This window comes from Stenotrophomonas sp. CFBP 13725, assembly GCF_014841935.1.
Taxonomy (GTDB): Bacteria; Pseudomonadota; Gammaproteobacteria; order Xanthomonadales; family Xanthomonadaceae; genus Stenotrophomonas.
This window is the reverse complement of record NZ_JACYUV010000001.1, coordinates 512,096-536,818: the sequence shown is the minus strand read 5'-3', so window position 1 is coordinate 536,818 and position 24,723 is coordinate 512,096. Positions and strand designations below refer to the sequence as shown.

The following is a 24,723-nucleotide window of genomic DNA, read 5'->3' as shown; positions in this document are numbered from 1 at the left end:
CCAACTGGCGCGTCTGTCATGTCAGGCAGCCCACCGCATTGCGCCAGTGACCCGGGAAAATAGAACGGACGGCGGCTGCGCTTGCACAGCGAGGCATGCAACGCCAAATCTCTGAGATTCCCGAGCCAAGTCAGTCCGCTGGAGGAGGGGTCAAGGGGGGCATGCGGGCGGGTCTCGCAGCCGACTGAAGTCGGCTCTACCACATCGGCTCTACCACATCGGCTCTACCACGTCGGCTCAGGGAATCAGGTGCTGGTCGCGCAGTTTCTGGAACAGCGCAAAGAACGCGTCGTCGCTGGGCTGGTAATCCAGGAATCCCATGCGCCGGCTCTTGGACATGTCGGTGACGACTTCCAGTGGACGCCCCAGGTCGGCATCGGTATGCCACGGTGATACCAGCCGGTTGATGTCCGCCTCGGCCAGGCCATGCTCGGCTGCCAGCTGTGCCCACGTTGCGGCGTCGTCGGCCATCTGCTGCTCCAGTGGGCGGACCTCACCGTTGAAGGGGGCAGCGTCCAGGTCGAACCAGTGCGCGATGCGGCCCCACATCCAGCTCCAGCGGAAGATGTCGCCGTTGACGATGTTGAACGCCTCGTTGGCCGCTGCGGGCGTCTGTGCCGCCCATAGCAGCTGCCGTGCCAGCTGGCCTGCATCGGTCATGTCGGTCAGGCCATCCCATTGCGCCTGCGAGCCGGGGAAATAGAACGGCCGCCCGGTTGTCTGGCACAGGGTGGCATACACCGCCAGGGTGGTTCCCATGTTCATCGCGTTGCCAACGGCTGCGCCGATCACGGTGTGCGGGCGGTGCACGCTCCAGGTGAACCCATCGCGCGCCGCTGCGGCAAAGACTTCGTCTTCCTGCGCGTAGTAGAAGTTCTCCACCGGCAGGCGCGGCTGTTCTTCGCGGAACGGCGTCTGCGGCAGCACGCCCTGGGCGTAGGCTTCAAACGGGCCGAGATAATGCTTGAGTCCAGTCACCAGGGCGACGTGCTGCACGCTGCCCGCCGGCTGCAGGGCGTCGAGCAGGTTGCGCACCATCTCCGCATTGACGCGGATGTTCTCGGCCTCGGTGGCCTGGCGGGACCAGGTGGTGATGAATACATGGGTGGGGGACAGCCCTGCCAGTGCGCTGCGGGTGGCCTGTGCGTCCTGCAGGTCGGCCGATACGCCGGTGACCCCGGCCGGCAGGTTGCCCAGGTTGCGTGCCATGCCATGTACCTGCCAACCGGCCTGCAGCAGCTCCTGTACGAGGGCGCTGCCGGTAATGCCGGTCGCGCCGACCACCAATGCGTTCTGGTTCATCATGTCGCCTTCTCATCAAATGCAGGGTCACACCTTAAAATAGCGGCCTCGGCTTCGAAAGAAGGCACCAAACGGTAACCAGGGCATGAAGTCAGGTAGCGCGGAAGAAGAATGGCGGGAGGATTGCGCCCCGCGGAGGGTGCTGGAGCTGTTCAGCACGAAGTGGACATCGATGGTGCTGCACACCCTGGCGGTACGGCATGAAGGCACCGCCCGCAGCAACGCGCTCCATCGGAGCCTGCCCGCCATTTCCAAGAAGATGCTGATCCAGACCCTGCGGGAGATGGAGACGGCCGGCATCGTGCTCCGCACCGAGCACCCGACCGTGCCGCCATCCGTGGAATACGGGCTGACCGTGCTGGGCCGGCAGTTGGTGGAGCCGATCGAGCTGATCTACGACTGGGCGCGGCGGAACGCCAGCACGCTGGATGCGCTGCAGCCCCGGGCGACCTCGCGGCGGCGCTGAACGCGCAAGGGCTAGCCGCCGCTGACCACGTGCACGGACCATGCCCCGGCTTTGCCCTGCACGTGGCGAAGCACATCGTAGGTTTTGATCATCTTCAGCAGCGTGGAATGGCCGTACTTCTTCGATGTAAATCCAGGGTGCGCCTTGCGCAGGTGCTGTCCCAACGCGGACAAGCCCACCTTGGTGCTGGGGTCGATCCCCCCCAGCGCCCGTACCGCCTTCACCAGCAAGTCCGGCTTCTGTTGGGCGACGGCCGGGGTTGCTGGTTTCTTCACAGCCGGCGCAACGGGTGCCTTCACCGCATTTGCAGCAGGCGCAACGGGGATTTTCACCGCCTTTGCGGCAGGTGTGACCACCACCGGCGCGGGACAGGCCCACTCATGGAAGACGTCGCAGGCGTTCCGTAGCGTGATCGGTGATTTCGTTTCCCCCACCACGGCGACAACCGCCCCGCGCTCCCGCAGCTTTCGGCACAGGTAAGCAAAATCGGAGTCGCTGGTCACCAGCACGAAGTGATCCGCCCGATCATCCAGCAGAGCTTCCAGGGCATCCACGGCGAGCGCGATATCGGTGGTGTTCTTGCCCGCTACGCAGGCGTACTGAAGGCAGGGCGTGAAGGCTTCCCGTACCAGCTGTTCCTTCCACTTCTTTGCCAGCGTGTCATGGTTGCCGTAGCCGCGCCGCATCATGACCCGACCGGCCTGCGCAGCGACCCGCAGTGCGACGCTCAGTATTTCCGGCCTGACATTATCGCAATCGACGAAAAGCGCGACGCGCGGTTCGTGGGGTAGGGCTGAGCTGCTCATCCGTGGCTGCCAGTGGTGGTGGGTGACAGGGCGACTATGGGGGGAACGGTCGTCCGTCGGCAATGCCCCGCTGGATCAGGGCGCTGAGGGACAGGGGCCTTCGGTTCCGTGGCGGATAGCACCCCGATGGCGCTCGGAGGATGCCGTAGATCCCAAGGCCGGCGTGGGCTGAGGCTGGACCTGCCACGTCCGCTGCCGCCGGGTGTCGCGATTGAGCAAGGACCCGTGCGCCTGGTCGTGTCACCCTCCCGGCGGTGTCTACGGCGCGCGCACGGCGTCCGCTCCAGCACGCCGAATCGCAGAATGTAGAGGTCCATGATGTCCGTCCACCTGCATGTCAGCACACCCCTGTATGTCTGGAGGAACGCGTAATGACCGTCCGTGCCCGGTGCGCGCGATGCCGGTGCGCCATCCCCCTGAGTTTCAGCGACTGCTGCCGCCAGCAGGGGCTTCCAGATGGTCGCAGCGCGACGGTGTGGAAGGTCGATTGTCCGGTGTGCGGACGGGAGCTGAAGCTGCCCTTCCTGGTGGATTTCACCGCAGTGATGGTCGCGGTGGTCGTCACCGGCGTGGTGGGCTATGGACTGATCCGGGTTGCCGGCCTTGGATGGTCCGCCGCACTGCTTGCCCTGCCACTCCTTTGGCTGGTCGCGGGTCTGTGGCGATACTGTTTCGTGGAAAGAATGTTCACGCGCTGACGCGCAACGGTAAGGTCGGCCATACCCCGCTCGTTACGAACCACACCGCCATCAGCGCTGCGGAAAGCCCGGCCCACGCCGCAGTCGTATCGGCCCAGCGTCGATCGTGTCCGGATCGCGTTGCGTATCGCCCTGGGTAATGATGATCATGCCGGCGCGCGCCAGATCGGCTGCCGCATCGCGGACCGGCTGCATCAGGGCGCGCCACGCTGTTTCACTCTCGGCCAGTGCCCGTGCAGCGTCGGAAGGGCAGATGGAAGAGGTGGGAGCGCGTTGGTGCAGCAGTGCGATGATCGTGTGGGCGATATCCATCCCGGCACCCTAATCGGTTCCGGGTGACCACGGTGTCTGGCGCGGTTCGGCGCGGGGGCGACGCCGCCCATCCACCTGCTTACGAGTGTTTCACGCGGCGCAAATGGCTGCTGGATAGGATGCTGGCCTCGCTGTCATCACGGAATGATCCAGTACATGAGCTCATCCACGCGCGTCTTCGCGTTGTCTGCTTTCCCGTTGCTGTTGGCTGCACTGGCCGGCTGCTCGAAATCGCCGGATGGCGAGCCCGCCGCGACTGCGGAGTCACGTATTGCGCGTGATGCGCCTGACCCGCAAGGCGAAGAGGCCGACGCCGATGCGCAGAATCAGGGGCCCGAGTTTCCCATCATTCCCAGCATCGTCGTCCCGGAGATAATCGGCGTCACCCCGGCGCAGCGCGCGCTGGAATCGTCCCTGCAGTCGATCCTCAATCCCGTTGAAGGCATCACCGTATCGCCTGCGCGCTGCAGTACCGATGGCAGCCTGATCAACGAGGGCGGCATCACCGAGGTGGACGAGCAGGGCAAGCTGACCCGCAACGGCGACGAAGGCATTTTCATGATCAACCCCGACGGTAGCGGCACGGCCAACTTCGAGGGCGGGCTGGTGCGGGTGAATGCCGACGGCAGCGGCACCATCAACGGCAATCCGTCCGGCGGTGGCGACGATGCGATCATCACCGTGCAGGCCGACGGCTCGGGCACGTACAACGGCGTCGCCGGCCTGATCCAACTGGACGGCAAGGGCGCGGGCACCTGGAACGGCGATAGTGGCCTGATCACCAACAACGGCGACGGCAGCGGTACCTGGAATGGCCCGAAGGGGCTGGTGCGGGTGAATGCCGATGGCTCGGGGACGTGGAACGGCGAAGCGGGCCTGGTCTACAACAACGGGGATGGCACCGGTACCGTGGGCCCGCCTGCGCGCCCGGTGAAGATGGCGCCACTGCCGCCGCTGCCCAAGGCCGGTAGCTTCCCGCCGCTGAAAAAGTTCGCGCCGCCCGGCGCGCCGTGCGGTTACGTGATCACGCTCAACGACCGCGTGCTGTTCGACTTCGACAAGTCCAACATCCGCCCGGACGCGGCCAGCCTGCTGGATACGCTGGCCGGTGCGCTGAAGGACGTGAAGTCGACCGGTATGCAGGTGCGCGGTCACACCGATTCCAAGGGCGCCGATGCCGACAACCAGCAACTTTCGGAACGTCGCGCGGCATCGGTGGTCGCGGCGCTGCGTGAGCGCGGCACGGCCCAGCAGGCCGATGCGAAGGGGTACGGCGAAACCGAGCCGGTTGCCCCTAATGAAATCGAAGGCAAAGACAATCCGGGCGGGCGGCAGTTGAATCGCCGCGTCGAGATTTTCGTCCGTTCGTAATAGATCGTCCGCCAATGCGGACTGCCATGGAGATGTGGATGAAAGCTACCGTTCTTGCCGCCTTGACCGCCGCTGCCGTGCTGCTGCCGGCGTTGCCCGCGGCGGCTGATGATTTCAGCCTGGGCTACGACGTGGACCGTTTCCCGGCCAGCAAGCTCAGCATGCAGGCCTGTCGCGCCGCCGTATCGCGCGGTGCCGCCGCACTGGGTTACACCACCCGCGTCGACCAGGACCAGAAGACCCTGGCGCTGCATGTGTCCGCGCCGCGCACCGATGGCCGGTCGTTGATCGCTTACTGCATCAGCGCAGGCGACCAGACCGTTTTCGTGATCCAGGCGTTCGACTACTCCGGACCTGGTAACCCCGACGTGGACCGGGTCAAGGCCCGCGTCGGCGCGGAAGTGCGCAAGTCAGTGCGGTGAGCCGAGCGCGTTGACCTCGCGGTTTTCCACTACGCGGGGCGGATTGGGCGTACGCACAAGCGCGATCATCGCGCGCCCGATCGCCCCGTTGGTGGTGGCTGCGGCCGGTACGTTCTTCACGATCAAGCTCTGCAGGGGAGCAGCCAGGGTGTGCATGGCGCGCAGCAGTCCATGCGGGCTGTGCGTGCCTTCCTCCGGCAGGATGCCACCCGGCCGCACCATGACGGTGGTGATGGGAAGTGCCTGCAGGGCTGCTTCGGTTTCGCCCTTGATGCGCAGTGGCATCAATCGGCTGTCCGGGTCCGAGTTGGCACCTGAGATGTAGAAGAACCGCCCCTGTGGATTGGCCGAGGCGTAGGCGCGTGCCACCGCCAAGGTGAGGTCCAGCGTGACGTGCCGGTAGGTCGCTTCGGCGGTACCGATGGGGGGCGCGCCGGCGCAGTAGAAACAGGCGTCGATGTCGGCCAGCTGCGGCGCGACAGTCGCGGCCTGCGCGAAATCTTCCAGCCGTACTTCGTGCAGCTTCGGATGAGGGCGGTCGATCGCACTGCGTGTCAGCACCGTAACGCGGGTGACGTCTGCCGCGTCAAGGCAGGCATTGAGCACGCCCTGGCCCAGCAGGCCGGTCGCTCCGGTCAGAAGGATATGCATGGTGGGAGTTCCTGCGCGGTGGGGCCATCGACTCTACAAGCGCAGGCAGGGAAGGGTGGTGATGGCCGCTGGCCGCCAGCCCCGCGCGTCAGATCACGTCCTCTCCCGCCGCATCGGTCGGTGCCGCCACCTACCCGCATCACGGCCAGTTGTGTACAGTCCGCGCAATCATGCGCTCAGGGAGGAATCGGGTTTGGCCACGCAGAAATGGGTTCGTCTTACCGTCGGCATCGTATCGACGCTCGTCGTGGGTTACCTGCTTTCAGGCTACCTGACCCTGGTCTTCCTCGGTCTGGATACCGCGCACTGGTCCTGGGATACGTATCACCAGTACTTCAGCGCGCTGGACCAGCCGCAGGTCGCCCCGTTCGTGGGCAAGATCAAGGCCGCCGGCTACGTGGGCTTCGGCCTGCCGCTGCTCATTTTCTTCGTCGTGTGCGCCTTCCTGCTGCTGCGTCGCAAGAAAAAGGGCCTGCATGGCGATGCACGGTTCGCCAACGGGTCCGATCTGTCGTCACATGGGCTGTTCAAGAAGACCGGCGACAGCATCGTGGTGGGCAGTTACAAGGGCAAGCTGGTGCGCCTGTCGGGCCAGCAGTTCGTGATTCTTGCCGCGCCGACGCGCTCGGGCAAGGGCGTGGGCGTGGTGATCCCGAACCTGCTGGAATACGAAGAGTCCGTCGTGGTGCTGGACATCAAACAGGAAAACTTCGAGCTGACCAGCGGCTGGCGCGCCCAGCAGGGTCACGAGGTGTTCCTGTTCAATCCCTTCGCGGAAGACCGCCGCAGCCATCGCTGGAACCCGCTCAGCTATGTGTCCAACGACCCCGCGTTCCGGGTGTCGGACCTGATGAGCATTGCGGCGATGCTGTACCCGGACGGCTCGGACGATCAGAAATTCTGGGTCAGCCAGGCGCGCAACGCCTTCATGGCGTTCACCCTGTACCTGTTCGACAACCATGACGATGAGCTGCGCAGCGGCTTCCCGGGCGGGCAGGGCGTGCCGACGCTGGGCGCGATCTACCGCATCTCCTCCGGCGACGGCAGCGACCTGCGCAAGTACCTGCAGACCCTGGCGGGGCGCCCGTTCCTGACCAGCAATGCGAAGTCCGCCTTTGCCAATCTGTTGTCGCAGGCGGACGAGACCTTCGCCTCCATCATGGGCACCTTCAAAGAGCCGCTCAACGCCTGGATCAACCCGGTACTCGATGCGGCCACCAGCACCAACGACTTCCTGCTGACCGACCTGCGCAAGAAGAAGATGACCATCTACATCGGCATCCAGCCCAACAAGCTGGCCGAAAGCCGGATGATCATCAACCTGTTCTTCAGCCAGATCATCAACCTCAATACCAAGGAACTGCCCAAGTCCAATCCGGACCTCAAGCACCAGGTACTGCTGCTGATGGACGAATTCACCTCGATCGGCAAGGTGGACATCATTGCCTCGGCGGTGTCCTACATGGCCGGCTACAACGTGCGCCTGCTGCCGATCATCCAGAGCATGGCGCAGCTGGATGCAACCTACGGCCGGGATGTATCGCGCACCATCATCACCAACCACGCCCTGCAGATCCTGTATGCACCGCGCGAGCAGCAGGATGCGAACGACTACTCGGACATGCTGGGCTACACGACGCTGCGCAAGAAGAACATCACCAAGGGCCGTGAGAAGACCCACAGCTTCAGTGAAGAGCGCCGCGCGCTGATGCTGCCGCAGGAGCTGAAGGCGATGGGCACGGACAAGGAGGTGTTCCTCTATGAGGGCATCCCGCATCCGGTGATGTGCGACAAGATCCGCTATTACAAGGATCGTCATTTCACCTCGCGCCTGCTACCAAAGGTCGACGTGCCGAGCTTGCAGATATGACGCATCGCTCCACGGCGCGTGTCGCATAAACGCGTTCATGACGCTGAAGTAGTGAAGTGGGTCATCTTTTTGGCGTGAACTTGTACAACTTTCATGCTTTCTTGACGCACTTTTGACCTCTATGTATGAGACCCTTCCGCATCGGTTCAGTGCATCGAACTGTTGGAATTGTTCAGGTGGCTGTATCGGCCACCGCAACAGGGATGGCTTCGAACGAGGTGAAGGTCGGTGCTGCAGGCCCACAGGGCAGGTACACCGACCGGTGGGCAGGCGGCCACGGCCGCAGGGGAGACGGTTTCACGCAGCGGCATAGGCCGGCGTGCAACCGGTTCCAGCGTGCAGATGCAACGCTGGACTGCCGAACCACCCGATTCGCAGCTGCTTTTTCGTACGTCAAAGGATGTTCGTATGCGGCAAGCGTTGGTAAAGACTTTTATCGCCGTGGCGGCGGTAGCAATGGCAGGCTGTGCAACCAAACCCGCACCGGACTTCGGTGGGCGTTGGAAGCCAGTCAATCGCTTCGACGCCGCGCCCACGGAAATCCCCCTGTACACCAGCTATGCCTTCCAGGCATCGCCGATGGATGGCACCTTGAAGGCCATGCTCGAGCGCTGGGCAGCGGATTCGGGCATGACCCTGGATTACCGCCTCGGATCGGATTACACGCTGCATGGCGGCGTATCCCGCATATCGACGACGAGTGCGCAGCAGGCGGTGGCCGATGTGACCACAGCCTATGCCGCACAGGGCGTTTACGTGAGCATCGTGGGCAACAAGATCGTTGCGGGCAGCAGTGCGGCGGTGCCGACGGCGGCCACTACGCCTGCGCCTGTCGTGACCGCGCCCGCACCGGTAAGCGCTGCGCCCAGCGGTAGCTGACAGCTGTTGTTTTTCTCCACGTAGTGTCCTGCACGCGGTGCGGGACATGGCGCTCATTGACGTCCACGTAGTCCGGAAGAATCCATGTTCCGTAAGAAAGACCCAGGCAACAGTCCCAAGGTCGAGCAGGCTGTGGCGAAGGCCGTCAGCTACGAGATCACCGTGGCCGACATGGCGCGCAAGAGTGAGCGTCGTGCGTGGTGGGTGGCGAGCGCCTCCTTGCTGATGTCCTTGGCGCTGGCGGGTGGGTACTACTACGTGCTGCCGTTGAAGGAAAAAGTGCCCTTCCTGGTGATGGCCGATGCATACACCGGCACGGCGTCGGTGGCGCGCTTGTCGGGGAATCTCGGCGAGAACTCGATCACCAGCAACGAGGCGATCAACCGCAGCAACGTGGCGCAGTACGTACTGGCGCGCGAATCCTACGACTACGCGATCATGGGCCTGCGGGACTGGGAACAGGTCTTCGTGATGTCCGATCAGGCGGTGGGTGCAGCGCTGCAGGCGCAGTACAACCGTAGCAATCCGCAGAGCCCGCTGGTGCTGTATGGCACCGAGCGCGCGCTGCGGGTGAAGATCCTCAGCATCACCCCGCTGGGCACGTTGCCCAACGGCGGCTTCCGCGGGGCCTCGGTACGCATCCAGCGCACGTTGCTGGACAAGCGCACCGGCGCATCGACCTACCTGGATAACCAGCTGGTCACGCTGCGCTTCGAATACAAGGCTGCCCTGGCACTGAGCGAGCAGGAACGCGTGCTCAATCCGCTGTCGTTCCAGGTGACCGAATACCGCGTGGACCGTGATTACGCCGCTGCAGGCGTACCGGTGCCGGATGCCTCGACCGCCGCCCCGGCTGCCACGCCGGCCGTGCCCAGCGACGTCGCAGCCCAGCCGGCAGCAGAGGTCCCGGTCGCCCGTTTCGATCCGATCACCGGCCAGCCGCTGGCTGAGCCTGTGCAGACCGCTCCGGGCCAGATGGTGCCTGCGCAGCCACTGCCGCCGGGCACGAATCCGAACCAGGCCGCGCCTGGCACTTACACGCCGCAGCCGGTCCCCGCGCAGGGCACCCCGGTTCCCGGCGCGCCGGCGCAGGCTGCGCCGGGCCAAGGCACGCCGCTGCCGGCGCGCAATCTTTCCAGCGGAACTGCTGATGGAGCAAGCAACCGATGAGTAGTCGCAAGATCAGGACATGTGCATGGTTGGTCGCCGGGGCGTTGGCCCTGTCGGCTGCCAGTGCGTCGGCGCAGGGCGTCGACCAGTACGAGTATGAAAAGGACCGGATCTATCAGGTGCGCACCGGCCTGGGTCTTACCACCCAGATCGAGCTCAGCCCGAACGAAAAGATCCTCGACTACAGCACCGGATTCAGCGCGGGCTGGGAACTGACCCGTCGCGGCAACGTGTTCTATCTGAAGCCGAAGAACGTGGACGTGGACACCAACATGATGGTGCGCACGGAAACCCACCACTACATCTTCGAACTGAAGGTCGTGGCCACCGACTGGCGCCAGCTGGACCAGGCACGTCGGGCAGGTGTGCAGTACCGCATCGCCTTTACGTATCCCAGCGACAGCGAGTTCGGTGTCGCCCAGGAAGCGGTGGAAGAAGAGGCCAAGCCGCTGCTCAGCACGGTGCTGGCCAAGGACCGTCGTTACAACTTCGACTATTCCTATTCCACCCGCCGCGCCAAGAAGATGGGCTGGTTGATTCCGGTCAACACCTATGACGATGGTCGCTTCACCTACGTGCGGCTGCCCGCGTCGCCGGAGTACAAGACCGGCATCTTCCCGGCGGTGTTCGGCCGCGAGACGGAAAACGGCGAAGACTTCGTGGTCAATACGACCGTGGAAGGCAACACGCTTGTGGTGCACGGCACCCATCCGTACCTGGTGATCCGCCATGGCGATAACGTTGTTGGCCTGCGAAGGAACGTCAAGAAATGAGCCAGACCACTCCCCCGGGTAATGGACCCGACGACAGGCGCGATGGCACGCAGCCGGAAAACAACCCGTATTTCAACCGGGTAGATCCGGAGCCTACGCCTGACCTGGACGCTGCGGCCCCGCGTCTGCGGACGGTGGAAGAGCGCCGCCTGGATCGCAAGGCGCTGCTGTTCCTGGGTGGCATCCTGCTGCTGCTGCTGGCCATGGGCTACCTGCTGTTCCGCAAGGGCAACGAACCGGAGCCGGCACCGGTGCCGCGTGCTGAAGCACGTACCACCACGCCCGTGCTGCCGACCATCCCGAGCGCGACGCCGATCGAAGCGCCTGCCGAGCCGATTCCGATGTTGCCGCCGCCGCCGGTCGATGACACAGCGCCGTCGTACGCCGGTGGTGATCGCGGTGATCGCGGCCCGCGTGGCCCGACCTTGCTGGAGCGCCGCATCGCTGCTGCCGAAGCACTGGGTGAAGGCCAGGGCCAGACCCTGGGGCAGTATCCGCAGCCGCAAGGCCAGGCCAATCCGTATCTGCCGGGCGGTCCGCTGGATCCGGCCGCGCAGGGTGCCGGCGGTGCTGGTGCCCAGGGTGCGCAGGGCGGGATGCTGGGCCGGGAAGGCGAAGCATTGCCGACCTCCGCTGCCTTCATCCGCAGTCCGGATGCACTGCTGGTGCGCGGCACCTATCTGCGTTGCGTACTGGAAACGCGGATCATCACCGACATCCCGGGCTACACCTCGTGCCTGGTGACCGAGCCGGTGTATTCGATCAACGGTCGGACGCTGCTGCTGCCGAAGGGTTCGAAGATCTACGGCAGCTACAACGGTGGCCCGGTGGCCAAGCGCGTGGACGTCATCTGGGACCGCATCACGACGCCGAATGGCATCGACGTGGCCATGTCCAGCCCCGGTACCGACGGACTGGGTGGCGCCGGCGTGCCCGGGCAGTACACCGCCCACTGGGGCAAGCGTCTGACCAGCGCGCTGATGATCAGCCTGCTGGCCGATGCCTTCAAGTACGCCGCGGCGGAAAACGGTCCGGAAACCACCACGATCGGCAGCAATGGGTTCGCGGTGCAGAGCCCGTATGAAAGCGCGACCGCGCGGACCATGGAACGCCTGGCCGGTGAAGCGTTGTCGGATCGGCCGCAGCCGACCGTCACCGTCAACCAGGGCACCGTGATGAACGTCTACGTCGCCAAAGACGTTGATTTCAGCGCCGTGCTCGGCCGCCGGATGTAAGGAGCGAGAAGGACCGTGGACGCAGAAACTTCCCCCATCGCACTGGTTTCCAGTGAATTCCTGCAGTACCAGTACGAAGTGCTGGGCATTGCCGGGTTCATGGAATCGCAGGACGTGACGGAAATCTGCATCAACCGTCCGGGCGAGCTGTACCTGGAAACCCGCAATGGCTGGGAACGGGTCGCTGTTCCCACGCTGACCTTCGAGCGCGCACGCCAGTTCTGTACGGCGGTGGTCAACGAGAGCAACACCGGGCAGCGCATCACCGATGCCGACCCGATGGTCTCGTTGACCTTCCCCAGCGGCCCGCGTGCGCAGTTCGTGATTCCCCCGGCGTGTGACGGCGGCAAGGTCTCCATCACCATCCGTCTGCCGTCCAAGCACACGCGCACGTTGTCGCAGTACCAGGACGATGGGTTCTTCGACCAGATCCTGGAGCAGGATGCTGGTCTGAACACCCAGGACCAGGAGCTGCTGGCGCTGCGCCAGTCGCGCGAATATGCCGAGTTCTTCAAGCGCGCCGTGCACTACCGCAAGAACATCGTGGTGTCCGGTGCCACCGGCAGCGGCAAGACGACATTCATGAAATCGCTGGTCAACCATATCCCCGCGGAAGAGCGCTTGGTGACCATCGAAGACGCGCGCGAGCTGTTCATCACCCAGCCCAATGTCGTGCACCTGTTGTACTCGAAGGGCGGGCAGAGCAGCAGCAACGTCAGCGCCAAGACCTGCATGGAAGCCTGCCTGCGCATGAAGCCGGACCGGATCATCCTGGCCGAGCTGCGCGGCGATGAGGCGTTCTACTTCATCCGCAACTGTGCGTCCGGCCATCCCGGTTCCATCACCAGCTGCCATGCCGGCAGCCCGGAACAGACCTGGGACCAGTTGGCGCTGATGGTGAAGGCGTCGTCGGAAGGCTCGGGGCTGGAGTTTGCCGTGATCAAGCGCCTGCTGCAGATGACCATCGATATCGTGGTGCATGTAAAGGCGCATGCGGGTTCGCGCTACATCACCGGCATCGATTTCAATCCCGGCCGCACCCAAGGGCAGGAGCAGTGACCATGGCCATGCAGAACCATCGACCGTACCGCGCAGGCAAGGGGAGGGCACGCTGATGCTGCCTGGACTCGAAGTACTGGCCTGTCCGGAAATGGCCGTCTCCATGGACGTGATGAAGCACGTGGTGCAGGTGGAATCCTCGCGTAACCCGTACGCGATTGGCGTAGTGGGCGGCGCATTGGCGCGCCAGCCGCAGCGTCTGGACGAAGCAGTGGCGACGGCCAAGATGCTGGAACAGAATGGCTACAACTTCTCGCTGGGGTTGGGTCAGGTGAACCGCTACAACCTGGCCAAGTACGGCCTGAACAGTTACGAGAAAGCGTTCGAGACCTGCCCGAACCTGCAGGCGGCCTCGCGCATCCTCGCTGAGTGCCACTCGCGTTCCGGCGGCGATTGGGGCAAGTCGTTCAGTTGCTACTACTCGGGCAACTTCACTACCGGTTTCCGCCACGGCTATGTGGACAAGGTGTTCAACTCGATGCGGCGTGGCCAGATGGTGGCCGCCGTTGGCGGGGTGCAGCCGATCCGGGTGATCGACCGACAGGGCCCGCGTCCAGCCTCTGCCACGCGGCAGCCGCTTCCGGAGCACGTCACGCGTTTGAACAACCGGATCGCCGGTTCGGCGTCGGCACCGGTAGTTGTTGCGCAGCCGGATGATCCGGCGCGCGCCTACGTGGTGTATCCCAATACGAATGACATGGTCCGTGGCAGCTTGCTGCGCACGGCCGACGGCGCCTTGTCGCGCGCGGTCATGGGCCTGGTGGATCGCGCGGTGCAGCCGCAGCAGTCCGCTCAGCCGGTGGCCGGCGGCATGTACGCCGAGCCGCCGCAGCAGCAGATGGCCGCGCCTGCGCCCGGATATGCGCAGCCGATGCAGGAGCAACCGGTACTGGTGCAGCCGTGGGGACAGCGCAACGCGCCGGCCCAAGGCGCCACACCCGTCCAACAGGCGCCGCAGCAGCGGGCACCGCAAGGCCCGCCTGTCGATGACGCCTTTGTTTTCTGACCCTTTTACCGGGGCGCCCCCGCACCCCTTCACCCGCAACACCCCTCCAGCACAGCAGAAGGAACGAAATCCATGAACAAGTCCCACATCGATCTGGCGCATGCCAAGCGCACTGCCAAGACCCTTGCACTGGCCACCGCCTTCGTTGGCGCTCTGTTCGTGCCGGAAGTGTTCGCGACCCCGGGTGGCTTTGCTGACACCGACAAGAAGGTCTGCGGTTTCTTCGACAGCATCAGCGGCCTGCTGAACATGGCCTCCATCGCCGTGGTCACCATCGCAGTGATCTTCGCCGGTTACCAGATCGCGTTCGCTCACAAGCGCATTTCCGACGTCTCGCCGATCCTGATCGGTGGCCTGCTGATCGGTGCGGCCAGCCAGATCGCCAAGATGCTGCTGGGTGACGGCGCTACCGAATGCACCGCCGCGCTGATCCAGGCGTCCAGCTCCTACTATGCATAAGAACGTCGTCTTCCGCGGATGCACACGGCCGGCGATGTTCCTCGGCGTGCCGTATGTCCCGTTCTTCATGGTCGCCGGCGGTCTGCTGCTGCTGTCCATGTACTGGAATCTGTGGGTACTGCTCGCGATTCCAGTGGCGGTTTTCATCATGCGGCAGATGGCAAAGCGCGACGAAATGATCTTCCGCTTGATGGGTCTGCGCCTGCAGTTCAAGTTCCGCGCGCGGAACCTGCAGGATCATGACGGCATGTGGGTGTTCAGTCCGAACGCGTATCGCAAGACCCCGGCACCGGACGACCATCGTCGTCCCGCGCGTCGGCGCTGACCGTTTTTCCAGCAGTACGTTCGTCCAGCGATCCAGGAGAGTTGCATGTTCAGTCCCGATACGTCGATCAGCGAGTTCATTCCCTTGTCCTCGCACGTTGCACCGTCTGTGGTGAAGACCACCGGTGGCGACTATCTGCTGACCTGGCACCTGGAAGGCCTGCCCTTCGTGGGCCGCGAAGAGTGGGAGCTGGAGCACAAGCACAACACGTTCAACCGGTTGCTGCAGTCCCTGCGCGCGCCTGACTTCGTCAATGTCGCCTTCTGGGTGCATGACGTACGTCGCCGCCGCAAGCTGAAGTCGCGCAGCACGTTCCGTGAGCGCTTCAACCAGGACGTGTCGGATGTGTACATGGACATGCTGTCCAGCCAGCGCATCATGCAGAACGAGCTGTACATGACGATGATCTACCGGCCCGTCGTGGCCGGTAAGCGCTTCGTGGAAAAGTCAGGGAACGTCGAACGCCTGCAGGCCGAACAGGAGCAGGCGGTCGACAAGTTGATGGAGCTGGCGGGCAACGTGGAAGCGGTGATCCGTGACTACGCCCCGTACCGGTTGGGGATGTACGAAGCAGCCAACGGCGTGGTGTTCTCCGAAACGCTGGAGTTCTTCGGTTACCTGATCAACCGGATCGACGAACCGGTGCCGGTGCTGGCCGCGCCGGTCGCCGATTACCTGCCGGTCAGCCGGCACATGTTCTCGCCGAAGACAGGCGATTTCGTGATCAACACGCCAAACGGCGAGAACCACTTCGGCGCGATCCTCAACATCAAGGAGTTCGCTGAAGGGACGTGGCCGGGCGTGCTCAATGGGTTGAAGTACCTGGATTTCGAGTACGTCATCACCCATTCCTTCAGCCCGATGGGTCGCCAGGATGCACTGAAGATCCTCGACCGCACCAAGGGCATGATGATCTCCTCCGGTGACAAGGCCGTCAGCCAGATCACCGAGCTGGATTACGCCATGGACCAGCTGTCCTCCGGCAATTTCGTGCTCGGCGAGTACCACTACATCATTGCCGTGTATGCCGAGAGCCAGGTCAAGCTGGCCAACAACGTGTCGGCTACCCGCGCGGAACTGTCCAACGCCGGCTTCGTGTCGGCCAAGGAAGACCTGGCTGTTACTTCGTCGTTCTACTCGCAGATTCCGGCCAACTGGCGCTATCGCACCCGTCTGGCCAACCTGAGCTCGTTGAACTTCCTCGGCCTGTCGCCGCTGCACAACTTCGCCACCGGCAAGCAGCAGAACAATCCGTGGGGCGAGTGCGTGACCACGCTGCAGACCACCAACGGTCAGCCGTACTACTTCAATTTCCATGCCACCCACCCGGCAGAGAACTCGCTGGGCGAAAAGGCGATCGCCAACACCATGGTGATCGGCAAATCCGGTACGGGTAAGACCGCGCTGATCAACTTCCTGCTCAGCCAGGTGCAGAAGTACGATCCGGCGCCGACCATCTTCTTCTTCGATAAAGACCGCGGCGCGGAGATCTTCGTCCGTGCCTGCGGCGGCAACTACCTTGCGCTGGAGAACGGACGCCCGACCGGCTTCAATCCGTTCCAGTGTGAGCGCAATGAATCCAACGTGCAGTTCCTGGCCGATCTGGTCAAGGTGCTGGCCGGCAAGACGCAGTACAGCGCTCGTGAAGAAGAGGACATCTTCCGCGCCGTGGAGAGCATGCTCGATACGCCGATGCACCTGCGCAGCATGACCAACTTCCAGAAGAGCCTGCCCAACATGGGCGATGACGGCCTGTATGCGCGCATGCGCCGCTGGACGTCGGGCAACTCGTTGGGCTGGGTGTTCGACAATCCGGTGGACACCATCGATCTGACGCGCGCGAACATCATTGGCTTCGACTACACCGAAGTAATCGACAATCCGGAAGTGCGTGTGCCGGTCATCCAGTACCTGCTGCACAAGCTGGAATCCCTGATCGACGGCCGTCGCCTGATCTACGTGATGGACGAGTTCTGGAAGATCCTTGACGGCAGCGGCGGCCTGAAGGAGTTCGCCAAGAACAAGCAGAAGACCATCCGTAAGCAGAACGGCCTGGGCATTTTCGCCACGCAGAGCCCGGAGGACGCGCTCAACAGCGATATCGCCGCAGCGCTGATCGAACAGACCGCGACGCTGATCCTGTTGCCGAACCCCAACGCCAGCCGCGAAGACTATATCGAAGGCCTGAAACTGACCGAAGCCGAGTTCAAGGTCGTCACCGCCCTGGATGAACGCTCGCGGTGTTTCCTGGTCAAGCAGGGGCATGCGTCCAACGTCTGCCAGCTTAATCTTCGCGGTATGGACGACATTCTGTCGGTCATTTCAGCCTCGACGGACAATATCGATGTCATGCACCATGTACTCCATGACGCTGCAGTGCGCGAGAAAGTCAGCGAGGCCGATCTCACACCGGAACAGTGGTTGGAAGATTTCTACAAGCAGCGGAAGGGCTCGGGTAAGCCGGCCTCTTCCAGCAGGGAGCAGGCCGCATGAACGCCAAACAGACTCACCGCATGGAGGTTCTCATGACTCGTCCGAATTCGAAGCGCCCGCGCACGGCGCGTCGCATGACCAAACTCTGCTCCAGCCTGGTACTGGGAGCCTCGATGCTGTTCGCGACCAACGTCGGCGCCTCTGGTGTGCCGGTGTTCGACGGCGCGAACTGGTTCGAAAACATGTGGTCAAAGATCCAGTCCGGGGCAGAGTTCGCCAAGGATGAACTGCGCTGGGCCGAGCAGCTGAAGCGCTACACCGATGCGTTGGTGACCATCAGCGGCACGATCAACAACTTCGGCCTGCCGGCGGGTGCACCACTGACCACCGTGCCGGACGACTACATGGTGGCCGAGACCTGCGGCGGCGCCGATCTCAGCCTGACCGGTCTGTTCAAGCGTTTCGTCTACCAGCCCGAGGGTGACTGGAAGGCCCAGCAGCAGACGATCTGCTCGCGCATCCGTGTCATCCGCAACCGGAAGTACAACGAGTCCATCGAGTTCGCCGGCGGCACCATGGCGCAGATGCAGGCCGCGCTGGATCGCATCAATAATCTGCGTACGGGGAGCAAGCTGCTAGGCAACGTGACCGCAGTTGACAGCGAGTCGCTGCGCACGGCCAACGATATCGCGGTCAAGACGCGCGAGTGGGAGACGCGCATGAAGGCCTACGACGCGTTCATCTCCGTCGAGGAAGAGAACCTGAAAGTAATCGCGATGGGTGCGCTGAAAGGCAAGTCCAACCGGCTTGCGCGTGATCTGGTGAAGACGGCAGCCCTCAAGACTGCCCTCAGCATCAAGTAAGACCGCTGCATCACCGTTTGATGCGCAACGACAGGCTGTCGCTGGGCAAACAGGAATAATTTCCAAGGATCGCAGGAATGATGTTCAGGGCACTCGACAATTTCCACTTCTCCGACGGGTTGCTGCACCTGCTGCAGAACGTCGCACGCGTGCAGTCCTCCATCGGTGACTTCGTTTTCTTCCGCCTGATCCTGGATTACCTGGAAAAGCGGATCAGCGATTTCGGCGTGGCGTTGCTCGGCAACATGATGACCTGGGTAGGCGGTATCGCCCTCACCCTGATGACGCTGTGGGTGCTGGTGCAGGGTTTCCGCATCGTCACCGGCCGCAGCCGCGAATCCATGATGGCGCTGGTGACCGACATGGCGCGTGCCGCGCTGATTGTCAGTATCGCCACGAGCATGGCCATGTTCGGCACCAAGGTGCATGACTTCCTCGCCAACGACGTCAAGAACGAGATTTCGCAGGTCGTCACGGATTCGGACAAGAAGCCGGAGGACCAGATCGATGACGCGCTGGCGTGGATGCAGGTTGCCATGTCCAGCATCGACGCGATCAACGTGGCGGGTGATCCCGTACTGGCAGGCGACAAGAACCGCGCCATGATGCTTATTGCCCTCGGTACGGGTGGGCCAGCGGTCACTGCGGGCTCCATGCTGCTGCTGTATCAGATCGCTTTGGCGTTGTTCATCGGCCTTGGGCCACTCTTCATCCTCTGTCTGCTGTTCGACCAGACCAAGGCGTTGTTCCAGAAATGGCTCTTCTACGGCATAGGCACGATGTTCTCGATGGCCGTCCTGGCGGCGATGGTGTCCATTGCGCTGGACATGGTGATCCGTGTCGCCGGTGCATTCTGGGCTACGGCTTTGGTTGATACCTTCCTGATGAATGGCAGCATGAGTGATGGCATGACCAGCCAGGCCATGCAGCAGGGTGGTATGGGCTTGATCCTGACGACGTTGATCTTGACTGCGCCGCCGATGGCAGCGTTCTTCTTCCAAGGCACGTTGGGTAACTACGCAGCGTATTCGCAGATCGGTGGCACTGCTTCGTCAGCACCGAGCGCGGATGGTCGTCCGCCGGGTACTTACACGCCGGCTGCACCGATGGCGCAGCCCGCAGCCGTAACCATGGTCGGCCAGTCCGATTTGGGTCGGACGGTTTCGGGGACGGCCCCCGCATCGCCCACAAGTTCTCCCGGACGCATGGGTAACGCGCCGACCGTATAAGTAGACTTTAGTAACAATCAACATACGTTGGCTGGAGATTTGGATGATCATGAGAAGCCTGGTTTTTCTCTCCCTTCTCTTACTTGGCGGGGGAGCCGCAGCAGAGGGGCGGTGCCCGCCTGGCCAGTTTCCTGTAGGAGGTCCTGGGATGCTTGGGTGTGCTCCTATCCCAGGGGGGCAGGCTCCAGCGCAGGAACCGCCCAAACCGAATGGACGCTGGCACTCCAGGTTTGGCGCTATCGCAGAGGATGCCTCCGCAGGTGAGCGTGGCGTCGTGCTATCCACCGGCGTGGCAGAGGCTCAACCTTCAAGTGGTGAAGCAAGCTCGCTCGCAATCAAGAATTGCGAGCAGAACGGCGGCTTGAGATGCAAGGTCGTGACTTCCTACACTGATAGCTGCATTGCCTTGGCGGATCCGATTCCTCGCCCTCGCCCTCCGTCAATGAAGTCTGTCAGCGCTGGTGGACGAACGGAGGCCCTTGCCATCGACGCAGCACGCAAGGGGTGCTCGCCCCAGGACGGTGGCAAGAGCTGCAACATTGCATACGCGGCCTGCAGCCTGCCCCTATTTGAGGCATTTCGCTGACTCGATTGCCTCGAATTCACGCTTGATCGGCGTAGGCAGCATGTACCTTTTGGCTCGTGCGAGCAAAGCCCTGCACCAGGGACGTCCTGAGTACTCCGATTCTCGCCGCTGCGCCGATTCCAGTGCTCTTCTTCCACGTCGCGATGTGCACGCTCATGGCTTAATCGCAGGTCGGTTGCACGATCTTCGGTCAGCGCCAAGTATCACGTGACAGCTGCGTTGCCTTGGTGGAGCGCAATGTTTACAGGATCCACGATATGTTTCGTTTCGTAGTCATTCTGGCCGTGTCCGTTGGCGCTCTACTTCCAATGGGCGAGGGTGTGAAGGCTGAAGGACGCTGCCCGCCTGAACAATTTCCGGTCGGAGGCCAGGGAATGCTGGGTTGCGCGCCGATCCCGCAGGCTGCTGCAGAGCCTGCTGCACCGCGTCCTACGGGCAGATGGATTGAGACGTGGGGGGGCTTTGCAGTTTCAGGCACCACCGGCGGAGCCGCGACGGGCTTGAGAAGCAAGGCGGAAGCATCCAGAGCCGCTATCGCCGACTGTGCGAAGGATGGCGCCAAGAACTGCGCAGTGAAAATGACCTATAAGAATCAATGCATGGCGGCGATGTATTTTGGCCCGGGATACGAGAGCAGGCTTCGGTCCGCCGCAACGGTCGACATCGCCAGCCAAGGCTTGGAACGTGACTGTAGGGCGCAGGTTCCGAACGGCGTATGCGAAATCATCTACACCGGCTGTAGCGAGCCGATTTTCGAGAAGTTCTAGCGTTCGATCAGGACTAGCGTCGGATTTAGGCCCCAGAGGATGTATGTTCAAGCAAGCACACTACTTCCAAGTCTTGGTCGCGCTTTCGGTGTTGGTTCTGCCTTGTTTCGCGGCCAGTGCCGAGGGCAACTGCCCTCCCGGTCATTACCCCGTTGGCGGACAAGGCGTCATGGGGTGTGCGCCGATATCCAATTATGGCGGAGCGCAGCCGGGGCAGCCTCAGCAGCCTGCGGTGGATCCTGGGCGGTATGAAGCGCGTTGGGGAGCGTTCGCACTCTCTGACACCACCACTGACGCGGGTGTTGCAGCAGACGAAGTGAGTCGCAGCGCGGCCGTTGCGACTGCGCTTGGAAAATGCTCGCGCAATGGCGTGAAGGATTGCCGGGTCATCTTGGATTACAGCAGCCAGTGTGCCGCGTGGGTTGTGCCACCGGCTGATGTGCCTGGTGCGAAGGTCGGCTTGGGCGTTGGCAAGACGACCGAAGCGGCCATCGGCGATGGATTGATGAAATGCAAACCTGCTGCAGGCGGGACGTGCACCGTCGCTTACAGCGGTTGCAGTCTGCCAAAGTACATTCGCTGAGTGTTTGTTCGGTTCGAGAAGGGGGCGCAGATAAATGGGCTCCCTTCAGATAGGCGGTTGACGGTGCGATCTGGCAACCTTGCCTTGCGCATGGATGGACTACAACCTCAGCAAGGCTGAGGTAACGTTTTCAAGTAAGTTGCAATGCCTCGTAAGTCCTCTGTAGGTCAGACTGGGGGAGGGTTTTCCGGCGTGATGGAGAGCGACAGTGATAAGGAGAAGTGCGTGCTTGAGCGATTAATCTTCATGGCAACGCTTGTCGCGTTTGCCTTCCTGCCGTTCGCAGCCAGGGCGGAAGGCCGCTGTCCGCCGGGGCAGTTTCCCGTGGGCGGGCCTGGCATGCTGGGTTGCGCACCTACCGGGGGCGGCGCACCGTCACCCCTCGCTGAGGCGTGGACCGCGCCATGGGGCGCTATCGCGACCTCACCGACACAGTTGGCCATGGGCGTTTCCAACACCCAGAACCGCAAGCGGCGCGCGGAGCGGGAAGCGCTGGATCAGTGCAAGCGCAGTGGTGCGAAGGACTGCGTGATACGTGTGAGCTATCAGAATTCCTGCGTGGCGGTCGCGTCGCCGCCGGAGCCGACGCCACAGCATCTTGTGGTCGGCAGAGCATTCACCCTCGAGAATGCGATCACAACGGCGACGGCCGAATGCTTCCTCCAAGGTGTGGGGGAATGCAAAGTGGGGTACTCGGATTGCTCGGTCGCGGTGCGTATACGCTGATTGCGATGCGCCGCGTGGGCCGGGTGTTGCCCGGCCCAACGCATCTGTAAGACGACTTCAGGCATTCATGCTGCGTGCTGCCGCCTGGCTCTGCTCGATCTGCATATCGCGGTCCTGCGAGGCCACCTGTTGGGCAGCCTGCTGCGACGCGACGCGTTCGCTGGACTGATCCAGCGGGATGTTCATCGCTTCAGTCGTCGCCACTGACACCCGCAGGTGCGCTGGATCGTTCACTTCACCCTGCACCCCGAAGGTGCGCGAGGCATCGTTGCTCATCAGCACGTTGTCGATACGGGTACCGCCATTGGCATGCATTTCCGCCGCCAGGCTGCCGGCCAACTGGCCCGTGTGCTGATCCGGCGTACGTCCCGCGCGCAGGTCCTGCGCTTCCACGCCGCGCAGAGCGTCTTGGAACAGCAGGTTGCCAGGGTGGCCGGGGCTGTCCATGCGCATGGCGCCGTCGCGCTTGTGCGATTCTTCTTCGGCCGCCTTGCGTGCGGGTTCGCCGGGGTCAAGCGGGCCGCGGATCCGGTCGTATATGTCCACTGCGTTGCCGATACCGCCGCGCGTGGCCGTGGTGAGGCCGCCACGCAGAAACTCCAGCTTGTCGCGGTACTCGTTGATCATGCCCGCGTTCTGCTTGGCCAGCGCTTGCGAGGCTGGATTGTCCAGCACCGATTGCTTGTCCAGGAAGTTCGTCATCATGTGGGAATCCAGCGAGCGACCGGCGGCCAGCAGGGCAGAGTCGGGCATCAGGAAGCCGGCAACGGCGCCGTTGCGGAAGCCGGATCCGTACAGGTTCTTGATCTCGGTCTCATTGGCGTAGACCTTGACCTGGCCATAGTGGCCGGAAGCCGCGCTGACCGGGTCGGCGGACATCACGTGGTTGACCATCGCATTGCCGCCTTCCGGAATGCGGTAGCCCAGGCTGGCCGCGCCATAGGCGTTGAAGGTTTCGCCCTTCAGGCCGTGGTGGTGCGCAGAGATCTGTGCGAGCGAGCCACCGAGCGAATGACCGGTGACCGTGACATCCAGGTGCTGTCCGCTACGGGTTTCTTCGCGCTGTGCGAACTGATTGGCCCGTGCAGTCAACGCAATCGCATCGTCTGCCTGCAGGTTGGTGCGGGCGACCACCATACCGAGGTCGGCAACCACGTCGTGCAGCGGCTGCTCGGTGCCCCGATGGGCGACGACGATTTCGTTGGTATCTACACGCTGGTAAATGAAACCCTGGTAGCCGTTCTTGTTGTTGACGTGCTCCAGGATGCGGTAGCTATGGTCACCGATCGGGACCACCTCCGCTTCATCGGGCGCCCAGCGGCCGACAGCGCGATCCTTGTAGGCATCATCGGCGAGTGCGGCGTAATCCTGGCTGCGCAGGCTCATGAGCGCGCCTCTTTACCGGTCAGCGTCACCGAGAACAGTGCGTCACGCAGCTCGGGCTTGAAGCCCTCCGGAGCGTCTTTTCCGTAATCGGCGTAGTTGTCCATCTCGTCGCGCGGGTAGCCGAGGTCGGCGTAGTGCTGGGTTTCCCGCTCACCCTTCACGAAACGGTCCGCATCGATGAAGGACACGAAGCGGGTCTCACCCTCCGCACCCGTAGCCTTCAGCGTGGCGCCGGCTCCACTGAACTTCCACTGGCAGACGCCGCGATCGTAGTAGTCCTCATCCAGCATGCGATCGAGGTAGACCGTCCCTTGGTACTCCGTGTCGGAGATTTTCTTCAGCTCTACCGGCTCCTGGCTGGTGATGCGACCCGCACGGCCGGTCGCCGGCACGATGCGCCCGCATTCCTGCTCGTTGACGACGTCGTACTGGGCGGTGCCGTTGACCACGGTGAACGGGCCGGGCGCATCGTCGATTTTCAGCACGAATTGGTAAGCCTGGCGGGGTGCGGGATTGAGCTTGGCCAGCCCGCGGCCGCCCTGTTCAACGTCCTGTTCTGCGGTAGCGATTTCCTGATTCATGGCGGTCTCCGAATGGCAGGCAGTAAGAAGCAGCAACACAGCGCACGGCAGAAGTGATCGGCGCACTGGGGGCCTCCTGGATGGTGGGGAAAAGAGTGAAGCAGGTGGGGTCATGGGGCAGCACTCACGGGCGCGCCTCTTTACCCATCAGGGTGGCTGAAAACAAAGACCCGCGCAGTTCCGGCTTGAAGCCCTCCGGGGCGTCCTCACCGTAGTCGGCGTAGTCATTCAGCGATTCGCGTGGATAGCCCATGTCGGCGTAATGCCGGCTTTCGGTCTCACCCTTGATGAAGCGGTCAGCTGGGATGAAGGACAGGAAGCGGGTCTCGCCGTCGGCACCGGTTGCCTTCAGCATGGCGCCCGCTCCGCTGAACTTCCACCGGCAGACGCCGCGATCGTAATAGTCTGCGTCGAGCATGCGATCCAGATGGACTGTGCCGTGGTACTCGGTGTCGGAGATCTTCTCCAGCGCGACCGGTTCCTGGCTGGTAATGCGCCCGGCGCGTCCCGTCGACGCCAGGATGCGTCCGCATTCCTGTTCGTTGATGACGTCGTACTGGGCACTTCCTTCAACCACCGCGAACGGGCCCGGCGCATCGTTGATCGTCACAACGAATGCGTACGCCTCGCGGGGGGCAGGATTCAGCGCGGCCAGCCCGCGGTCGCCCGTCTCCTGCTGCTCCACCCCGGAGTGACAGGCGGCAAGCAGCATGAGGACGAAGCAGGGCAAGACGGTGTTTCGCATGGAAAGCGTCTTCGCGGATC

General features: G+C 63.1%; 26 protein-coding genes and 1 pseudogene. 19 read left to right on the top strand and 8 right to left on the bottom strand.

The window, feature by feature from the left end; all coding sequences use genetic code 11:
• Window positions 1–8: 8 nt before the first annotated feature.
• Together IFT65_RS18625 and IFT65_RS02360 are read right to left on the bottom strand one after the other, a co-directional pair.
• Window positions 9–107 (bottom strand): annotated as a pseudogene (locus IFT65_RS18625) (NAD-dependent dehydratase); the annotation flags it as partial.
• A 130-nt stretch (window positions 108–237) separates the two neighbouring features.
• Entirely contained in the window at window positions 238–1,302 is a 1,065-nt protein-coding gene (locus IFT65_RS02360; RefSeq protein WP_192080131.1) for an SDR family oxidoreductase, read from the bottom strand.
• A 139-nt stretch (window positions 1,303–1,441) separates the two neighbouring features.
• On the opposite strand from IFT65_RS02360, the gene IFT65_RS02355 reads away from it, so the two are divergent.
• A complete protein-coding gene (locus IFT65_RS02355; RefSeq protein ID WP_342365830.1) occupies window positions 1,442–1,768 on the top strand; it encodes a helix-turn-helix domain-containing protein in 327 nt (108 codons plus the stop codon).
• 11 nt (window positions 1,769–1,779) lie between these two features.
• On the opposite strand, the gene IFT65_RS02350 is transcribed toward IFT65_RS02355, so the two are convergent.
• Window positions 1,780–2,574, bottom strand: a complete 795-nt coding sequence (locus IFT65_RS02350) for an NYN domain-containing protein (protein ID WP_192079841.1) — start codon at window positions 2,572–2,574, stop codon at window positions 1,780–1,782.
• A 473-nt stretch (window positions 2,575–3,047) separates the two neighbouring features.
• Between IFT65_RS02350 and IFT65_RS02345 the strand changes: the two genes are divergently transcribed.
• The gene (locus IFT65_RS02345) at window positions 3,048–3,272 is read left to right on the top strand and encodes a hypothetical protein (protein ID WP_192079839.1); all 225 of its coding nucleotides are present in this window, start codon (window positions 3,048–3,050) and stop codon (window positions 3,270–3,272) included.
• A gap of 51 nt (window positions 3,273–3,323) precedes the next feature.
• Here IFT65_RS02345 and IFT65_RS02340 read toward each other — a convergent pair whose 3' ends face one another.
• Complete coding sequence (locus IFT65_RS02340; protein ID WP_192079837.1) at window positions 3,324–3,584, bottom strand: DUF3253 domain-containing protein; 261 nt, start codon at window positions 3,582–3,584, stop codon at window positions 3,324–3,326.
• 156 nt (window positions 3,585–3,740) lie between these two features.
• Between IFT65_RS02340 and IFT65_RS02335 the strand changes: the two genes are divergently transcribed.
• A complete protein-coding gene (locus IFT65_RS02335) occupies window positions 3,741–4,955 on the top strand; it encodes an OmpA family protein (RefSeq protein ID WP_192079835.1) in 1,215 nt (404 codons plus the stop codon).
• 38 nt (window positions 4,956–4,993) lie between these two features.
• Window positions 4,994–5,377 (top strand): DUF6180 family protein, encoded by a 384-nt coding sequence (locus tag IFT65_RS02330; protein WP_192079833.1) that lies wholly within the window; start codon window positions 4,994–4,996, stop codon window positions 5,375–5,377.
• Here the strand turns inward: IFT65_RS02330 and IFT65_RS02325 are convergent.
• Window positions 5,366–6,028 (bottom strand): NAD-dependent epimerase/dehydratase family protein, encoded by a 663-nt coding sequence (locus tag IFT65_RS02325; protein ID WP_192079831.1) that lies wholly within the window; start codon window positions 6,026–6,028, stop codon window positions 5,366–5,368. The two genes, IFT65_RS02330 and IFT65_RS02325, sit on opposite strands and share 12 nt — an antisense overlap.
• A gap of 193 nt (window positions 6,029–6,221) precedes the next feature.
• Here IFT65_RS02325 and IFT65_RS02320 point away from each other — a divergent pair, with 193 nt between their 5' ends.
• The 15 genes from IFT65_RS02320 (at window position 6,222) to IFT65_RS02245 (ending at window position 21,991) form a co-directional block, all read left to right on the top strand.
• On the top strand, window positions 6,222–7,898 hold the full coding sequence (locus tag IFT65_RS02320) for a type IV secretory system conjugative DNA transfer family protein (protein ID WP_223203017.1): 1,677 nt from the start codon (window positions 6,222–6,224) through the stop codon (window positions 7,896–7,898).
• Between the two features lie 408 nt (window positions 7,899–8,306).
• On the top strand, window positions 8,307–8,777 hold the full coding sequence (locus IFT65_RS02315) for a toxin co-regulated pilus biosynthesis Q family protein (RefSeq protein ID WP_223203053.1): 471 nt from the start codon (window positions 8,307–8,309) through the stop codon (window positions 8,775–8,777).
• A gap of 84 nt (window positions 8,778–8,861) precedes the next feature.
• Complete coding sequence (locus IFT65_RS02310; RefSeq protein ID WP_192079829.1) at window positions 8,862–9,947, top strand: type IV secretion system protein; 1,086 nt, start codon at window positions 8,862–8,864, stop codon at window positions 9,945–9,947.
• A complete protein-coding gene (locus IFT65_RS02305) occupies window positions 9,944–10,720 on the top strand; it encodes a TrbG/VirB9 family P-type conjugative transfer protein (protein WP_188327014.1) in 777 nt (258 codons plus the stop codon). The genes IFT65_RS02310 and IFT65_RS02305 overlap by 4 nt, the downstream gene beginning before the upstream one ends.
• On the top strand, window positions 10,717–11,955 hold the full coding sequence (locus IFT65_RS02300; protein WP_188327015.1) for a TrbI/VirB10 family protein: 1,239 nt from the start codon (window positions 10,717–10,719) through the stop codon (window positions 11,953–11,955). The genes IFT65_RS02305 and IFT65_RS02300 overlap by 4 nt, the downstream gene beginning before the upstream one ends.
• 15 nt (window positions 11,956–11,970) lie before the next feature.
• Window positions 11,971–13,014 (top strand): P-type DNA transfer ATPase VirB11, encoded by a 1,044-nt coding sequence (gene virB11 / locus IFT65_RS02295; protein ID WP_192079827.1) that lies wholly within the window; start codon window positions 11,971–11,973, stop codon window positions 13,012–13,014.
• A gap of 55 nt (window positions 13,015–13,069) precedes the next feature.
• Complete coding sequence (locus tag IFT65_RS02290) at window positions 13,070–14,020, top strand: lytic transglycosylase domain-containing protein (protein ID WP_192079825.1); 951 nt, start codon at window positions 13,070–13,072, stop codon at window positions 14,018–14,020.
• 72 nt (window positions 14,021–14,092) lie between these two features.
• Window positions 14,093–14,479, top strand: coding sequence for a TrbC/VirB2 family protein (locus IFT65_RS02285; protein WP_188327018.1), 387 nt, complete (start codon window positions 14,093–14,095; stop codon window positions 14,477–14,479).
• Window positions 14,472–14,804 carry a VirB3 family type IV secretion system protein gene (locus IFT65_RS02280; RefSeq protein ID WP_188327019.1) on the top strand — a complete coding sequence of 111 codons (333 nt, stop codon included), beginning with the start codon at window positions 14,472–14,474 and terminating at the stop codon, window positions 14,802–14,804. The genes IFT65_RS02285 and IFT65_RS02280 overlap by 8 nt, the downstream gene beginning before the upstream one ends.
• Before the next feature lie 45 nt (window positions 14,805–14,849).
• Window positions 14,850–17,297, top strand: coding sequence for a VirB4 family type IV secretion/conjugal transfer ATPase (locus IFT65_RS02275; protein WP_192079823.1), 2,448 nt, complete (start codon window positions 14,850–14,852; stop codon window positions 17,295–17,297).
• Between the two features lie 32 nt (window positions 17,298–17,329).
• Window positions 17,330–18,100, top strand: coding sequence for a hypothetical protein (locus IFT65_RS02270; RefSeq protein ID WP_192079821.1), 771 nt, complete (start codon window positions 17,330–17,332; stop codon window positions 18,098–18,100).
• Between the two features lie 77 nt (window positions 18,101–18,177).
• Entirely contained in the window at window positions 18,178–19,329 is a 1,152-nt protein-coding gene (locus tag IFT65_RS02265; RefSeq protein WP_192079819.1) for a type IV secretion system protein, read from the top strand.
• An 843-nt stretch (window positions 19,330–20,172) separates the two neighbouring features.
• Window positions 20,173–20,682 carry a DUF4189 domain-containing protein gene (locus tag IFT65_RS02255; RefSeq protein WP_249404993.1) on the top strand — a complete coding sequence of 170 codons (510 nt, stop codon included), beginning with the start codon at window positions 20,173–20,175 and terminating at the stop codon, window positions 20,680–20,682.
• Window positions 20,683–20,725: 43 nt separating this feature from the next.
• A complete protein-coding gene (locus IFT65_RS02250; RefSeq protein ID WP_192079816.1) occupies window positions 20,726–21,265 on the top strand; it encodes a DUF4189 domain-containing protein in 540 nt (179 codons plus the stop codon).
• Window positions 21,266–21,460: 195 nt separating this feature from the next.
• The gene (locus tag IFT65_RS02245; protein WP_249405018.1) at window positions 21,461–21,991 is read left to right on the top strand and encodes a DUF4189 domain-containing protein; all 531 of its coding nucleotides are present in this window, start codon (window positions 21,461–21,463) and stop codon (window positions 21,989–21,991) included.
• A 57-nt stretch (window positions 21,992–22,048) separates the two neighbouring features.
• Here IFT65_RS02245 and IFT65_RS02240 read toward each other — a convergent pair whose 3' ends face one another.
• The 3 genes from IFT65_RS02240 to IFT65_RS02230 are packed head-to-tail and all read right to left on the bottom strand — an operon-like array spanning window position 22,049 to window position 24,670.
• Complete coding sequence (locus IFT65_RS02240; protein ID WP_192079812.1) at window positions 22,049–23,377, bottom strand: XVIPCD domain-containing protein; 1,329 nt, start codon at window positions 23,375–23,377, stop codon at window positions 22,049–22,051.
• On the bottom strand, window positions 23,374–24,024 hold the full coding sequence (locus IFT65_RS02235) for a hypothetical protein (protein ID WP_192079810.1): 651 nt from the start codon (window positions 24,022–24,024) through the stop codon (window positions 23,374–23,376). Before IFT65_RS02235 ends, IFT65_RS02240 begins: the two co-directional genes overlap by 4 nt.
• 58 nt (window positions 24,025–24,082) lie before the next feature.
• Entirely contained in the window at window positions 24,083–24,670 is a 588-nt protein-coding gene (locus IFT65_RS02230) for a hypothetical protein (RefSeq protein ID WP_192080125.1), read from the bottom strand.
• Window positions 24,671–24,723 lie beyond the last annotated feature (53 nt).

Excerpts from the sequence above, each read along its gene's own strand:
- IFT65_RS02360 (WP_192080131.1), bottom strand. The coding sequence starts at position 1,302 with ATGAACCAGAACGCATTGGTGGTCGGCGCGACCGGCATTACCGGCAGC.
- IFT65_RS02350 (WP_192079841.1), bottom strand. The coding sequence starts at position 2,574 with ATGAGCAGCTCAGCCCTACCCCACGAACCGCGCGTCGCGCTTTTCGTC.
- IFT65_RS02340 (WP_192079837.1), bottom strand. The coding sequence starts at position 3,584 with ATGGATATCGCCCACACGATCATCGCACTGCTGCACCAACGCGCTCCC.
- IFT65_RS02335 (WP_192079835.1), top strand. The coding sequence starts at position 3,741 with ATGAGCTCATCCACGCGCGTCTTCGCGTTGTCTGCTTTCCCGTTGCTG.
- IFT65_RS02330 (WP_192079833.1), top strand. The coding sequence starts at position 4,994 with ATGAAAGCTACCGTTCTTGCCGCCTTGACCGCCGCTGCCGTGCTGCTG.
- IFT65_RS02325 (WP_192079831.1), bottom strand. The coding sequence starts at position 6,028 with ATGCATATCCTTCTGACCGGAGCGACCGGCCTGCTGGGCCAGGGCGTG.
- IFT65_RS02315 (WP_223203053.1), top strand. The coding sequence starts at position 8,307 with ATGCGGCAAGCGTTGGTAAAGACTTTTATCGCCGTGGCGGCGGTAGCA.
- IFT65_RS02310 (WP_192079829.1), top strand. The coding sequence starts at position 8,862 with ATGTTCCGTAAGAAAGACCCAGGCAACAGTCCCAAGGTCGAGCAGGCT.
- IFT65_RS02305 (WP_188327014.1), top strand. The coding sequence starts at position 9,944 with ATGAGTAGTCGCAAGATCAGGACATGTGCATGGTTGGTCGCCGGGGCG.
- IFT65_RS02300 (WP_188327015.1), top strand. The coding sequence starts at position 10,717 with ATGAGCCAGACCACTCCCCCGGGTAATGGACCCGACGACAGGCGCGAT.
- IFT65_RS02290 (WP_192079825.1), top strand. The coding sequence starts at position 13,070 with ATGCTGCCTGGACTCGAAGTACTGGCCTGTCCGGAAATGGCCGTCTCC.
- IFT65_RS02285 (WP_188327018.1), top strand. The coding sequence starts at position 14,093 with ATGAACAAGTCCCACATCGATCTGGCGCATGCCAAGCGCACTGCCAAG.
- IFT65_RS02280 (WP_188327019.1), top strand. The coding sequence starts at position 14,472 with ATGCATAAGAACGTCGTCTTCCGCGGATGCACACGGCCGGCGATGTTC.
- IFT65_RS02275 (WP_192079823.1), top strand. The coding sequence starts at position 14,850 with ATGTTCAGTCCCGATACGTCGATCAGCGAGTTCATTCCCTTGTCCTCG.
- IFT65_RS02270 (WP_192079821.1), top strand. The coding sequence starts at position 17,330 with ATGACTCGTCCGAATTCGAAGCGCCCGCGCACGGCGCGTCGCATGACC.
- IFT65_RS02265 (WP_192079819.1), top strand. The coding sequence starts at position 18,178 with ATGATGTTCAGGGCACTCGACAATTTCCACTTCTCCGACGGGTTGCTG.
- IFT65_RS02255 (WP_249404993.1), top strand. The coding sequence starts at position 20,173 with ATGTTTCGTTTCGTAGTCATTCTGGCCGTGTCCGTTGGCGCTCTACTT.
- IFT65_RS02250 (WP_192079816.1), top strand. The coding sequence starts at position 20,726 with ATGTTCAAGCAAGCACACTACTTCCAAGTCTTGGTCGCGCTTTCGGTG.
- IFT65_RS02245 (WP_249405018.1), top strand. The coding sequence starts at position 21,461 with ATGGAGAGCGACAGTGATAAGGAGAAGTGCGTGCTTGAGCGATTAATC.
- IFT65_RS02240 (WP_192079812.1), bottom strand. The coding sequence starts at position 23,377 with ATGAGCCTGCGCAGCCAGGATTACGCCGCACTCGCCGATGATGCCTAC.
- IFT65_RS02230 (WP_192080125.1), bottom strand. The coding sequence starts at position 24,670 with ATGCTGCTTGCCGCCTGTCACTCCGGGGTGGAGCAGCAGGAGACGGGC.